Annotated in this window: 13 protein-coding genes and 1 pseudogene; 5 read left to right on the top strand and 9 right to left on the bottom strand. The window is 38.4% G+C overall.

Going from position 1 to position 13,050, the window contains the following annotated elements; genetic code table 11:
• Positions 1-40: 40 nt before the first annotated feature.
• Positions 41-1,117, bottom strand: coding sequence for an extracellular solute-binding protein (locus EA365_08135; protein ID TVQ45394.1), 1,077 nt, complete (start codon positions 1,115-1,117; stop codon positions 41-43).
• Positions 1,118-1,205: 88 nt separating this feature from the next.
• Here EA365_08135 and EA365_08130 point away from each other — a divergent pair, with 88 nt between their 5' ends.
• The gene (locus tag EA365_08130; protein ID TVQ45393.1) at positions 1,206-1,553 is read left to right on the top strand and encodes a hypothetical protein; all 348 of its coding nucleotides are present in this window, start codon (positions 1,206-1,208) and stop codon (positions 1,551-1,553) included.
• Here the strand turns inward: EA365_08130 and EA365_08125 are convergent.
• The 4 genes from EA365_08125 to EA365_08110 are packed head-to-tail and all read right to left on the bottom strand — an operon-like array spanning position 1,550 to position 5,486.
• Entirely contained in the window at positions 1,550-2,632 is a 1,083-nt protein-coding gene (locus EA365_08125; protein TVQ45392.1) for a TIGR00303 family protein, read from the bottom strand. The genes EA365_08130 and EA365_08125 overlap by 4 nt on opposite strands.
• Positions 2,625-3,338, bottom strand: coding sequence for a DUF2232 domain-containing protein (locus tag EA365_08120; GenBank protein ID TVQ45391.1), 714 nt, complete (start codon positions 3,336-3,338; stop codon positions 2,625-2,627). Before EA365_08120 ends, EA365_08125 begins: the two co-directional genes overlap by 8 nt.
• Positions 3,328-4,842 carry a hypothetical protein gene (locus EA365_08115; GenBank protein TVQ45390.1) on the bottom strand — a complete coding sequence of 505 codons (1,515 nt, stop codon included), beginning with the start codon at positions 4,840-4,842 and terminating at the stop codon, positions 3,328-3,330. Before EA365_08115 ends, EA365_08120 begins: the two co-directional genes overlap by 11 nt.
• A gap of 2 nt (positions 4,843-4,844) precedes the next feature.
• Positions 4,845-5,486: a TetR/AcrR family transcriptional regulator gene (locus EA365_08110; protein TVQ45389.1), complete on the bottom strand. Its 642-nt coding sequence runs from the start codon at positions 5,484-5,486 to the stop codon at positions 4,845-4,847.
• A 97-nt stretch (positions 5,487-5,583) separates the two neighbouring features.
• Here EA365_08110 and EA365_08105 point away from each other — a divergent pair, with 97 nt between their 5' ends.
• The 4 genes and pseudogenes from EA365_08105 (at position 5,584) to EA365_08090 (ending at position 9,735) form a co-directional block, all read left to right on the top strand.
• Positions 5,584-7,083 (top strand): insulinase family protein, encoded by a 1,500-nt coding sequence (locus EA365_08105; GenBank protein TVQ45388.1) that lies wholly within the window; start codon positions 5,584-5,586, stop codon positions 7,081-7,083.
• Positions 7,067-8,515: an insulinase family protein gene (locus EA365_08100; protein ID TVQ45387.1), complete on the top strand. Its 1,449-nt coding sequence runs from the start codon at positions 7,067-7,069 to the stop codon at positions 8,513-8,515. Before EA365_08105 ends, EA365_08100 begins: the two co-directional genes overlap by 17 nt.
• A gap of 5 nt (positions 8,516-8,520) precedes the next feature.
• The gene (obgE, locus tag EA365_08095; protein ID TVQ45386.1) at positions 8,521-9,519 is read left to right on the top strand and encodes a GTPase ObgE; all 999 of its coding nucleotides are present in this window, start codon (positions 8,521-8,523) and stop codon (positions 9,517-9,519) included.
• A gap of 3 nt (positions 9,520-9,522) precedes the next feature.
• A pseudogene (locus EA365_08090) lies at positions 9,523-9,735 on the top strand (hypothetical protein).
• Positions 9,736-9,748: 13 nt separating this feature from the next.
• Here EA365_08090 and EA365_08085 read toward each other — a convergent pair.
• From EA365_08085 to EA365_08070, 4 genes are read right to left on the bottom strand one after another with little or no spacing between them, the layout of a single operon-like run.
• On the bottom strand, positions 9,749-10,879 hold the full coding sequence (locus EA365_08085; protein TVQ45385.1) for an S-layer homology domain-containing protein: 1,131 nt from the start codon (positions 10,877-10,879) through the stop codon (positions 9,749-9,751).
• Positions 10,880-10,882: 3 nt separating this feature from the next.
• On the bottom strand, positions 10,883-11,935 hold the full coding sequence (gene mtnA, locus EA365_08080) for an S-methyl-5-thioribose-1-phosphate isomerase (protein ID TVQ45384.1): 1,053 nt from the start codon (positions 11,933-11,935) through the stop codon (positions 10,883-10,885).
• Between the two features lie 9 nt (positions 11,936-11,944).
• On the bottom strand, positions 11,945-12,721 hold the full coding sequence (gene fetB / locus EA365_08075) for an iron export ABC transporter permease subunit FetB (protein ID TVQ45383.1): 777 nt from the start codon (positions 12,719-12,721) through the stop codon (positions 11,945-11,947).
• Between the two features lie 6 nt (positions 12,722-12,727).
• Complete coding sequence (locus tag EA365_08070) at positions 12,728-12,934, bottom strand: hypothetical protein (GenBank protein ID TVQ45382.1); 207 nt, start codon at positions 12,932-12,934, stop codon at positions 12,728-12,730.
• Positions 12,935-13,050: the final 116 nt, after the last annotated feature.

The following is a 13,050-nucleotide window of genomic DNA, read 5'->3' as shown; positions in this document are numbered from 1 at the left end:
TAGCCAAGCAACAGGCAATTAATTTGCTTTGTTTTTAAGATTATCCCAACACTACCGCTTCCCAAAGATGTCGATACTCCTCTAAAGTAGCAGCAGATAAAGGTAATAAAAACTCGCTACGTTCTAAAATATTCTCGTCAACAACTACTAAAGGTTTATCTATTTCCGCAGCGATAGGATTATTTAAAATCATCGGAGAAGCAGCATCAGTCAAACGGGTAATAGCTTCAACGGCTTGGGGTTGCCAACAGAAATCAAGCCATTGTTTAATTATATTAGTATCTTGATGATTTTCTTGAGTTGCTTTAACCCAAACATCTACCCAAAGAGACGTTCCCGAAGAGGGTATAACCGCCTCAATTCTGCTATAATTTTTGGCTAAGGGTATAATATCTGTTGACCACCCTACAGCTAACCAGGTATCACCCATAATTAACGGTTGTAAATAAGAGTCAGAACTATAAAACTTAACTTGTTGATGTAATCGTTCTAATTCGGGTTTTAATTGGGGTATAGCTGTTAAATTTTCTTGATTATAGGAATAACCTAGTTTTTTCAGGGTTAAACCAATAACCTCCCGAGGATCATTAGGTAAAGAAAAGCGATCGCGCAATTCTTCTCGCCATAAATCACCCCAATCATTAGGGGTAATACCTAATTTACTTAAATAATCACTGCGATAAGCGATCATCATTGTACCCCAGCGGTAAGGTGCTCCCCAAATTTGCCCATTAGGGTTAGGATAACCAAGGCGATCGCGAGTTACCAACTGTTGATAGTTAGAGGGTAATTGTTGCCAATTGCTTAACTCCTCTTTACTTAGAGGTTGTACTAAATTTTCTCTAATCGCTTTTTCTAACCAAGTATCCCCAAGAGTAACTAAACTTGCTTCTTGATTAACTAGTAATTCCCAGAGGTTGTCTAAACTAGTTTCTAGTTGAAAATTAATCAATCTATCTTGATCTACTCCCTGACGAAATTTAGTTAAAAGTTGCGCAGGAATAGAACTTCTCAACAGAGATACCCGTAAACCATTGTGCTTATTTTGACAACTTGTTAAAAGATTAGCTGCTACGATACCACTTAAACCAATTAATAAAGAGCGACGAGTTAACATTAGGAATATTAAATTAATCAGAAATAGTTGCTATTTAACCCAAAAGTATGATTAGGATAGCAGTAACCAGTTAAATAATAGAATAACTATGGAATCAATGCAGAGGCAAATTCTCGAATTACACTACAAAGTTGACCAACTTTACCGCACTATCGAAGGCTTGAGCAATAAATTAGAACGTTTGCTCAAAGACTCTAAACAAACCCCTGTCAGTAATTATACTAGCTATAAAAAACAAAAAACAACTCAAAAGAATAAACATAAAGATATTTTAGACGATAATGACAATGGTCAAGAACATTATCAAAAATCTGATTTAGAAGAATTACTCTCACCAGATGTTCAGATTCAGAGACTAACCGCGCAGTTAACCGCATCTTACCATCGTATCGCTGCCCTCGAAGAACAATTATTAGCCGTGAGAAGCAAAATTTAGCTTAAACCACTAGCTACAGCTTCTATAGCTTCTAATAGCTCAACTTGAGACCAATTTTGAGCAAGATGAGCAGCGATCGCACAACCACCTGCACCTACTCCTTCTTTAACATAACCCCTTTCATAAGCTCTGAGAGTTTCATAGCGAGAATGGGTAAAATTGAGTTGAGTCGCTATTACAGGTAAACCCTGTAATTGATAAAATGATTCTATAGTTTTAGCTAAACCGACAGTATCTCCTGTAGAATCTTCCACAACCCAACGAGTTGTACCAATGGTAATGTATTCTAGTCTCATTTCTAGGTTTAAAGCATTAATTAAAGCATAAACAGCTAACATTTGTGTACCACCTGCGAGCATTACACCAGTATAACGACTAGCGGCGATCGCCATTCCCGCAGCTACGATTTGCATTGGATCACCTACTGTCGCTACCCCTAATAAAGGAGACAGAGGTATTGTTAACCCCTCTAAACCCTGTTGTACGATTGACCATTTTTGCGCGTGATTACAGCGACGATGACTACTATTAACTTTATCTTTAGCCTCAATTCCTAAAGCTGTCAATAAAGCCAAAGCTGTCGTAGTTCCACCTACCACACACTCTCCAATAATAACATAATCATGCTCTTGGGCTAATTTCTCACCCCAACTTAAACCCTGGTTAAAAAGATGTTTTACTACCTCAACAGGTAAAGCTTTACCAGAACTTACACAAAGAGCAGGCATACCACCTAGATTAATATTAAAAACTACAGGAGGAGTAGGTAACCCAGCGTTAAATAAATAAACAGGAATATCTAAAGCACTAACTACAGCACGACTAATTAAAGCAGGAGATGCACCTACATCTAAAGGAGGTAAAGGGTAACAAGGAGTCACACCAGGTCCATTGATTAAAAACTCAGCATCGGCGATCGCTGTATATTGACGTTGAGCAGGAGTAGCACCCGCGGCAGAAATTCCCTCTAACAATCCTGTAGCGGTAAAACCCAATATACAAGCAAACACAGGTTTTTTACCTTGATGACGCTCTAACCACGCTTTTCCTTGCTCTAGAGAGTGATAAACCTTAATCATAGTCTAGGATCGTTTTTAACCATTCAGGAGGACGAGGAATGGGGTTACCCAACTTATCTAAAACCAGTAACGCTGCTAAATGTACCGTCAGCACATAGATAATATTACTGATAAAAATCATCACCAATGCTAATAACTCAATCATCCACAAACTAGGTTCAATCAATAACCCTAATTTGAGAAAAATCCAGTTAGCTAATTCCGTGATTTGTACCATAAAATAACTCCACAAGTCCTCCCCAAGAAAGAGAGAAAACAACGCGACACGGAAGAAAACCCCAAAAGTCCCAATAATTCCACCCACAATTAGCGAAAAATTCCAAGTCGCACCCCGTCGCCAAAATAAGCCTAATTGTACTCCCATTAAGCCATAGGGTATCAAAAATACGATACTGCGCACAGGTCCCATTAAAACAGATAATAACAAACTAGTCACTAAAGTAGCCATCCAAGCCGCCCGTTGACCTTGACGTAGGTAAATCAAAGCGATGGGAATCGGAAAAAATAGCCTTAAAATTGGACCTAGAGGAAAATAATAGTTAATCAACCAAATCAAAGCAGAAGTACTCGCTAAAAAAGCGGTTTCTACCATGACTAGAGTTTTACTCTTTCCTTTAGATATAGGTTTTAGTTGATTAGGGGGAGTAGGTTTACTATAGTAGGATTCGCTGGAATCTTCATCAACCCAATTACTTTTATCTGTCATAATTTACTTCTTTAATAGTTTGCAGTAAAGCGCGTTTCTGTTCTAAGATATCCTCTATATTATCTTCAGCGAGACGCTCTACATAATTCACTTTAACCTCTTCTAATAAAGCAGTGATCAGATATTCGATCTTTTTCATACTTTTTTGTGCTTGCATTTCTGAAGTCATAATTTTACGAAAATCTTTTAAGAGTTTTTCTAAGATTTGATCATATACAGGATCTTCTTCAACGATAACGAATAAAACATTATAAACATTTTGATAAACTTGTTTAGCTATTTGTTCACTTATTCCTTTATTGACTTGTTCTGCTCCTGGTAATTTAGCTATACTTTGCCAAGCTGGAGATTCTTTTAAACCTTGACCTAAAATATGTTGAAATAATGCTTCTATATCTGTTTCTAGTTTAGGTAAAACTTCCCTCACCATCAGATTAGAGACTAATTTAACTATTTCTTTCGTCTCATCAATATCATTTAAATCAATATATTGTTGGTCATTATATTGAGAGATAAAATTAGCTAATTCTCCTCTTCTGACTGAATTTTGCAGTTGATTAATGATTTGGATTACCACCACTTCGGTGATATCTCCCGCGATATTAGCTACAAAACCTTGACTAACTTGTCTTTGGACTCGACGTAAGTCTAATAATTTAGCTTGACTCAAACGAATAATTACAGGAATTACCCGCAAAGTGCGAAAAACTGGTAAAAATAAAAACACATCATACCAACGCCATAACATCGCGTCAAGCCAATTTACACCGGTATAACGACGACTAATAATCAATGTTCTTAAGAGAAATTCAGCGAAGAAAATTAACCCAAAAGGGAAATCTATTAAACCAAAGTTATCAACTGGTTGTCCCGTTTCTCCTACAGGTCTAAAATAATTAGTCGCTATTAATGGTTCAATTTGTTCGTAAAAAAAATCTAATTCTTGTTGGTGATTAGTTAATAAGTGACTCCGAGACCAAAAAATATTGAATGATTGGGTAGCTGAAGCCTGTTTATTACCAAAAATGTGTAAACGCATTTTGCGTTTTATTCTCTCTAACGTACCAGTTTTATTAGCAGCAGAAAAAGGATCATTAGCAATCATTTGCTCACTTTTTTCTCTTAAATCTGCTAAGAGAGTATCAATACGAACAATATTTTCAGGAGCAGGATTTACCTCATTTTCTTCTAAAAGTTGTCTTAATTCAGCAACGGTTTGTAAATAATCACTGGTAAAACGTTCAGGTTCAATTCCTTTCACTAAATCATAATATGGAGTAATATTAAAGGGTAAAACCTTCAGAGGAGGATTAGGTATTTCATACTCTAATGTACCTAGTTTGACAAAAACTTGCAGTCTTCCCTGTAACCAAAAATCCCGTAAGGGAATATAAGTTAAGTCAAAAAAGACTAAAATAAGATTAATCAGAGCTAAAATAGCCATGATCTTCTCAAACCAAATCCGATTATGTGTAGATTTATATTTACGAGTGGTAATAGTCATAATTATTTATCTGCTAAAACTCCATGAAGGAAAATATCAGCGATACCCTCAGCCATTTCTTGTAATACTTCAGGTGACGCGTCGGGTTCAATGATGGTATGGTTAGAAAAACCAGCGATCGCAAACATTCCTAAAAAGACTTGAGCGACAATACGAGGATTACTACGACGATAAATACCTTTATCCATAGCGGTTTGAAAAAAAGCTTCAGCAACAGTAGTCATTTTACTAATAATCTCTGTCTGAATGCGATCGCGCAAATCGGGATGAAATTGCGCTTCTAGAAAACAAACGCGAAACAATTCGCCACTGTCTTTTAGTCTGAGCATTCTTTTGCGCATTACTTTTGCTACCGCTTTGTAGTTATCCATTTCGCTTAACTCAGTGAGTAAATCGGTGAGAATTTCTACCCAACCCTCGGTTACCACTTCTATGAGAATAGCCTTTTTATTGGGAAAATAACGAAAAAGTGTACCCTCAGCAATTTGAGCAGCAGCAGCGATATCTTTAGTGGTAGCGCCATCAAAACCCTTGCTAGCAAATAAACTTTGAGCTTGTTTTAAAATACGTTTACGGATTTTTTCTTCTCTAGAATCGTTGTGAGTTGAATTTTTGTTGGTATTTTTGAACCGAAAAACTTGCATAATATTTAAAGTGTCTAATTGAGGAGACTTATTGTTATTTTGCTATAAAAATCCCGCTAAATCTCGCTAAACTTTACAGATTGTTATTAAGAGACTCATGTTAACGAAAATTTTGTTTTTGACGATTGTACCCCTTTATTTTGCCTTAAATTGCTTAATCTTACCAGTTAATGCAGCAGAAGCAATTCAACCTTATTTAGATCAAGTCACGGAAAGTTTACAAGAATTTACCCTAGATAATGGTCTAAAATTTATTATCCTAGAGAATCACCAAGCACCCGTAATCTCATTTGTGACATATGCTGACGTAGGGGCAGTGGATGAACCTGATGGTCAGACAGGAGTAGCACATTATTTAGAACATTTAGCCTTCAAGGGAACTACTAAGATAGGAACAACCAACTATCAAGAAGAAAAAAAAGTCTTAGCGCGTTTAGACGCAACCTTTGCTGAATTAATGGAGAATCCCACTGTCGAATTAATCGAAAAATGGCAACAACTCCAACAAGAAGCTAGTCAATACGTTAAACAAAACGAATTTGGTCAAATCGTGGAGATAGAGGGAGGAGTAGGTTTAAATGCAGTAACTAGCGCCGATTATACCGCTTATTTTTATAACTTTCCCGCTAATAAACTAGAATTATGGATGTCTCTAGAATCAGAAAGATTTTTACAACCAGTATTTAGGGAATTCTACGAAGAAAAAGAAGTTATCCTAGAAGAGAGACAATTACGCACAGATAACTCTCCCATTGGGAGAATGATTGAAGCTTTTTTAGATACAGCCTTTAGTGAACATCCCTATAGACGTCCAATTATTGGTTATGAAGAAGATATCCGCAACTTAACCAGAACAGATGTAGAAAAGTTCTTCCAAACTTACTATATACCCGATAACTTGACCATGGCTATAGTAGGAGACGTCCAACCCGAAGAGGTAAAACGATTAGCTAAAATCTATTTTGGCAGATATCGTCAAAAACCTCAATCACCCCAATTACAAATAGTTGAACCACCCCAAAACCAACCACGGGAAGTAAACTTAAACTTACTATCTCAACCATTGTATCTAGAGGGTTATCATCGTCCTAGTTTAACTGATCCCGATAGCGTGGTTTATGACGTGATTAGCGGTATTTTAAGCGAGGGAAGAACTTCTAGACTATATCAATCTCTAGTAGAAGAACAACAAGTAGCTTTAAGTGCACAAACCTTTAATGGTTTTCCAGGTAATAAATACCCTAATTTAATCCTATTCTACGCTTTAAGTGCACCTAATCACAGTCTCGAAGAACTAGAAGCAGCTTTAAGTGTAGAAATTGAACGACTCAAAACCGAAGAGGTCACCCAAGCAGAGTTAGATAGAGTCAAAACTCAAGCTAAAGCTAGTTTATTACGAACCCTAGATACTAATGGGGGAATGGCACGATTATTGGTAGAATATGACGTGAAAACAGGAAGCTGGAAAAATCTGTTTAAGGATTTAGAGGCGATCGCCGAAGTCACACCAGCTGACATCCAAAGAGTAGCAAAGATAACCTTTACCCCAGAAAATAGAACCAGAGGACGCATTGTTAACGATGAAAAAATTTACTAAACTATTACTGTGGCTAATCTTAGCAATAGCGATCGCCCAATTTGGCTTAGGGATTAATCCCGCATTAGCAAAAGCAGCCGCGCATTATACTGAGTTGGAATTTCCACCCCTACCAGAACTAAGCATACCCGATTATGAACGCTACGAATTAGACAATGGGATGGTAGTGTATCTGATGGAGGATCATAAATTACCCCTAATCCAAGGAACAGCTTTAATCAAGGTAGGATCTCGATGGGAAAAACCCCAACAAGTAGGATTAGCGGAATTAACAGGGATAACTTGGCGCAGTGGAGGGACTAAATATCATTCTCCCACGGAAATTAATCTGTTACTAGAAAATAAAGCCGCCATCATAGAATCTAGTATTGGGACATCCCTAGGAAACGTGAGTTTTAACGCACTCAGCAGCGATATAGAGACGATTTTACCCCTATTTGGCGAAATTATTCGTTATCCTGATTTTGACGCTCAACAAGTCACTATAGCCAAAACCCGTATAGAAGGAGGTATCGCCCGTCGTAACGATAATCCAGGAGCGATCGCCAATCGAGAATTTAATAAATTAATCTATGGGGAAGATAGTCCTTACGCACGTACAGTAGAATACGAAACCTTAAAACCTTTAGAACGTAAAGATGTCATCAGATTTTACCAAACCTATGTACATCCAGAACAGGTTATTTTAGGGATAATCGGAGACTTTGAAACTAATCAGATCAAAGAATTAATCTCAGCAACTTTCGCTGACTGGTCTGATACAAAAGTAACTAAAGACCTTACGATTCCTGTAGCCCAACAAAAACTACTCTCGGGAGTTTATCTAGTAGATCAACCACAATTAACTCAGAGTAATATTGTTTTAGGACATATAGGAGGAGAATTGCAAGATCCTGACTATCCCACCTTATCGGTATTAAATGGTTTACTCAATGGTTTTGGTGGACGTCTCTTTCGAGAAGTGCGATCGCGTCAAGGGTTAGCTTATTCCGTCTATGGTGTCTGGAGACCTCGTTATGATTATCCAGGATTATTCATTGCAGGTGCACAAACTCGCTCAGAAACTACTGTACCTCTGATTGAATCATTAAAAACCGAAATTGACCAAATACGCACAACTCCCATTACCGATGCAGAATTAGACTACGCTAAAAACTCCATTCTCAACTCTTTTGTCTTTGAATTTGAACAACCAAGTCAGACTCTCTCCCGTTTAATGTCCTACGAATACTATGGTTATCCCGAGGATTTTATCTTTACCTATCAACAACAAGTACAAAACACCACCACAGCAGAACTCCTCAGAGTCGCCCAAACCCATCTTAAACCCGAAAATATCGTTATCCTAGTAGTAGGTAATCAAAGCCAAATTGAACCCCCCCTAACTAGCTTACAATCAGAACCCAAAATCCTGGAGATTTCCCGTAGTTAACCATCATGCAATTTATTGACCAAGCAGAAGTAGAAGTTTATGGAGGAAAGGGAGGAGATGGAATCGTCGCCTTTCGTCGCGAAAAATACGTACCCGCGGGAGGTCCTGCGGGAGGAAATGGGGGTAAAGGTGGTTCGGTTATTTTTGTAGCTGATAGTAATCTACAGACACTGTTAGACTTTCGCTACGCGCGCATCTTTCGCGCTGAAGATGGTAAACGGGGAGGACCAAATAATTGTACTGGTGCATCGGGAAGCGATCGCCTGATTGCCGTACCTTGTGGTACTTTAATATTAAATGCAGATACAGAAGAATTAGTCGGGGATTTAGTCACACCAGGTCAAACCATCTGTGTCGCAGCAGGGGGAAAAGGTGGACTAGGAAACCGTCACTTTTTAAGTAACCAAAATCGCGCCCCAGAATACGCCTTACCAGGTTTAGAAGGAGAATACAAACGCCTACGCTTAGAACTAAAATTATTAGCTGAAGTAGGTATTATTGGTTTACCCAACGCAGGTAAATCTACCCTGATTTCTGCTGTCTCCTCAGCCCGTCCTAAAATAGCTAATTATCCCTTTACTACCCTTATTCCTAATTTAGGAGTAGTTCGTAAACCCACGGGCGATGGTACTGTCTTTGCTGATATTCCAGGTTTAATCGAAGGTGCACACCAAGGAATAGGACTTGGTCACGATTTCTTACGTCATATCGAACGTACTCGTCTCTTACTCCACCTTATCGATGGTACAGCAGATGAACCCATTCAAGACTATCAAACCATCCAAACCGAGTTAACAGCCTATGGTAAGGGTTTAGGTGAACGTCCCCAAATTATCGCTCTTAATAAATCTGACGCTGTTTCCCCCGACAAGGTAACAGAAATTATCTCTGGCTTAAATCAGTTAACCAATGACCCCATTTTAGTTATTTCCGCAGTCACTGGTAAGGGTTTAGACTCTCTGTTACAAAAGATTTGGCAAGCTTTAGAATCTCAATTAGTTTAATCAAAACGTGGCAAGGGAAGTCATGTTACTTTGTATTTTGGCGATCGTTTCACTATTTTGCGTAATCCTAAAGATGAACTAAAAACAGGTACTGCTATAGATGAGCAAGAAATCGATCAGATCATTAATCCTCGTCTAGGAATAAATTTGGCAATTGTAGAGCGAATTTTGTTGAGTTTGGACAAAAATATAGATGTGCGCGTTATCTCCAAATAGTACTCAATTAATTTCAATTAACCTCAACTTCAGCTGCTGAAATACCTTGATTTTGATAGCCAAAATACCATAATACCGCAGCAGCTTCAACCCTAGTTACAGATTTATCCGGTTGAAATAAAGTAGTAAATCCAAAAGCTCGACGTACATTAGATTTAGCTTGCCCAGTTTGATAGTCTATATAAAGAGCTTGTAAAACCCGAGGCTCGATATCTGTAACGTCTTGAAAACCCCAAGTCTGACGAATATCATCGAGCGAAGTAATCGGTAAAGCCTTACGATAGTCTAAAGGTACTTTCCAAGCGATTAAATCACCTCGATTGAGAGGAGTATCGGGATTAAAGCCGGTAGCGGTAACATCTCTACTCAGTGGTGAAGGGATTACACCCGCTTCTGCTAAACCTTGAATAATGGCAAAATCTGGATCATCTCGGGTAACATCTTCAAAAGCTGGATTAGCTTCAGGAGAAGCTAGTTTAATCTGTTGACTAGGGTTATTCTGATGAAAGCGATTATTAGTTTCTAATAACCAACGAGCGTATTCTCGACGGGTAACGATTTGATTGGGTTGAAAGTCTTCGATTTCGCCAAAAATACCTAATCTAGCTAAATCTTGGATATATTGTTGGTGGATTGAGGATATTTGGGTATCCTTAGTAGTTTCAGTTTCAGTTTCAGTTTCAGGTGTAGGGGTTGTTTGGGGTTGGTAACTAATGATGATTTCTGTCAGAGAAGCAGATGAGTCGAGAGTAACTTCTAAATCAAGGTTATCTTTTTGTGCTTTGATTTGGTTTTCAGAAGCTGAGGGAGATAAGATCCAACCTTGAGACTCTAACTCTTGTTGATAATAACTGCTAATCAGGTTACTAGGATCTGATGATTCCCAAGTTATCATACCTTGATCAGATTTTAAATCAGGAGAGATCTCCTTAATTTCTGCTTCAGGATAAATGGGTATGCTTTCGGGAAATTCTGGGGGTACACTTAATGCTGGTGGTGTAACGGTAACAGTAGTGGTAGTAGGGGTTTCTAACTGAGGATCAGGGGTAAATAACCCTTCCACGTTTTGATTACCGCTACAACTACTTAAAACTGTGGCTAAAAGTATCAGAGAAAGTAAGGATAGGGGAAATTTACGAGACATTGTTTAAGCTGGTTTAAGAGTGACTAAATCTTCAGGTTTAACCGCACCTTTTTCGGTAATAATCGCGGTGATTAGAGATGCTGGTGTCACGTCAAAAGCGGGATTATAATATTCTACTCCTTGAGGACATATTACTGTCTCTCCTACTTGATACACTTCTACGGGGTTTCTTTCTTCGATAGGTATCTGACTACCATCACTGAGACTAAAATCAATGGTGGAGAGGGGAGCTGCTACAAAAAAAGGTACATCATGATATTGTGCTACAATGGCTAGAGAATAAGTACCAATTTTATTAGCGGTATCCCCATTAGCAGTGATCCGATCTGCTCCTACTATAACAGCGTGAATCATCCCTTGTTGCAGACAATGGGCTGCCATATTGTCGGTAATTACTGTGACAGGGATATTTTCTTGAACACATTCCCAAGCGGTGAGTTTTGCTCCTTGAAGACGGGGACGTGTTTCGTCTGCATATACCATAGATAGGCGATCGCTCGACCAAGCTGCTCTGATTACTCCTAATGCTGTACCGTAACCTGCTGTAGCTAGAGAACCAGTATTACAATGGGTCAGAATATTGAGTTGAGTTGGGCTTTCTGGTAATACAGTCAATCCCTCTTTACCGATAGCTAGACAAGTTTCTAAATCTTCTTGTTGTATAGTTTGAGCGGTTTCTAGTAAGGTTGCTTTGAGGGTAGCAATATCTCCTACGCTTTCATAAGCTGTTTTCAACATTCTGGCGATCGCCCAAGATAGATTAACAGCGGTGGGGCGAGTTTCTCGCAGACATTGGGCTATTTTGGCTAATTCAGCGATAAATACACTTCTCTTCTCGGTTTTAATCTCTCTTGCACCTAAATACATTCCATAAGCTGCTGCTACTCCTATTGCTGGTGCACCTCTGACAATCATCGTTTTGATTGCTTGAGCGAGATCTTCATAACGACTGATATCTATAACGCTATATTCTCCTGGTAGTCTGGTTTGATCTATGAGTCTAACTTTGTCTTGATACCAAACCACGGGGTAAATTGATTGAGCTGATTTGCGCATATTGGTTAATTAATAGATCAATTGAGCATCTTGATTAAAAAATTGACGACTAATACCTCTAGTTACTAGCAATAAAGTAATGAGATTACTAAGTGCTATCATAAATAAAATCAAAATTTGATAAGAAGCTGCATTCAAAGGGTTAGCACCTGCTAAAACTTGTCCTGTAAACATCCCAGGTAAGCTCACAATTCCCACCACCATCATTTGATTAAGGATAGGAATAAAACCCGCGCGAATCGCTTCTTGTCGATAGGAAACAATCGCTTGAGTAGGGGTAGCACCTAAACAGAGATGGGTTTCTATTTCTTGACGATTTCTGGTGATTAAACTGACTAAACGCTCTCCCGCTACAGAAGCACTATTCATAGCTTGACCTAAAACCATTCCCATCAGAGGTATTAAATATTGGGGTTCATACCAGGGATTAGGTTGGATAATTAATAACAGAGCGTAAGCTAGGGTAAAAGCACTACCTGCTAACAAAGATAGCCAGACAGTGGGAATTAAACCCTTAAGCTTTTGACTAATCCGATTGCGCGCTACTATGGCTGCGATAGTTAACATAACCCCTAGTAGTAATACTACTAGGAGCGGATTGTTTAAAGCAAAAATGATGGTTAGAAAATAACCTACCACCATTAATTGTAACAGCGATCGCCCCGTAGCCAAGATTAACTGAGATTCTAACCCAAGCCGATGCCAACGTACTAGAGCGATCGCCATTGCCATTATCCCCAAGGAATAGACTAAATCTTCAACATCTAACTCAATTATATTAGGCATAAATACCTAATTAATCGAGATATATTCAGGTTTATTACCATTGTCATTATCTTGAGAGGTGTTAACTTGAGTTAAACCTTGTTTTTCTAGCCAACTTTTCAGGGGATCTTCTGCTAAATTCAGACGCAAAGCACCTGCGATCAATCCATTGACAAAGGGTACGGGTTGTTTGATAAATTCTTGGAAAATTGGATTAAGTTCTTGTAAAAACATAAATTACCACTGCAAATAAGCACATATATTATCTCATGATAGAGAATTGTTGAAAGATTGGTAACTCAATTTGGTAAATTAGATCCGATAAGACTAAAAATAACAAAATTGAGGTT

Origin of the sequence: Gloeocapsa sp. DLM2.Bin57 (assembly GCA_007693955.1) — a bacterium.
Lineage (GTDB): Bacteria > Cyanobacteriota > Cyanobacteriia > Cyanobacteriales > Gloeocapsaceae > Gloeocapsa.
This window is presented reverse-complemented; position numbering and strand designations above follow the sequence as displayed.

What these genes read in the sequence shown, in the direction of transcription:
- EA365_08125 (TVQ45392.1), bottom strand. Translation starts at nt 2,632, where the DNA reads ATGATTAAGGTTTATCACTCTCTAGAGCAAGGAAAAGCGTGGTTAGAG.
- EA365_08105 (TVQ45388.1), top strand. Translation starts at nt 5,584, where the DNA reads ATGTTAACGAAAATTTTGTTTTTGACGATTGTACCCCTTTATTTTGCC.
- EA365_08110 (TVQ45389.1), bottom strand. Translation starts at nt 5,486, where the DNA reads ATGCAAGTTTTTCGGTTCAAAAATACCAACAAAAATTCAACTCACAAC.
- EA365_08130 (TVQ45393.1), top strand. Translation starts at nt 1,206, where the DNA reads ATGGAATCAATGCAGAGGCAAATTCTCGAATTACACTACAAAGTTGAC.
- EA365_08070 (TVQ45382.1), bottom strand. Translation starts at nt 12,934, where the DNA reads ATGTTTTTACAAGAACTTAATCCAATTTTCCAAGAATTTATCAAACAA.
- EA365_08100 (TVQ45387.1), top strand. Translation starts at nt 7,067, where the DNA reads ATGAAAAAATTTACTAAACTATTACTGTGGCTAATCTTAGCAATAGCG.
- EA365_08085 (TVQ45385.1), bottom strand. Translation starts at nt 10,879, where the DNA reads ATGTCTCGTAAATTTCCCCTATCCTTACTTTCTCTGATACTTTTAGCC.
- fetB (TVQ45383.1), bottom strand. Translation starts at nt 12,721, where the DNA reads ATGCCTAATATAATTGAGTTAGATGTTGAAGATTTAGTCTATTCCTTG.
- EA365_08120 (TVQ45391.1), bottom strand. Translation starts at nt 3,338, where the DNA reads ATGACAGATAAAAGTAATTGGGTTGATGAAGATTCCAGCGAATCCTAC.
- EA365_08135 (TVQ45394.1), bottom strand. Translation starts at nt 1,117, where the DNA reads ATGTTAACTCGTCGCTCTTTATTAATTGGTTTAAGTGGTATCGTAGCA.
- obgE (TVQ45386.1), top strand. Translation starts at nt 8,521, where the DNA reads ATGCAATTTATTGACCAAGCAGAAGTAGAAGTTTATGGAGGAAAGGGA.
- mtnA (TVQ45384.1), bottom strand. Translation starts at nt 11,935, where the DNA reads ATGCGCAAATCAGCTCAATCAATTTACCCCGTGGTTTGGTATCAAGAC.
- EA365_08115 (TVQ45390.1), bottom strand. Translation starts at nt 4,842, where the DNA reads ATGACTATTACCACTCGTAAATATAAATCTACACATAATCGGATTTGG.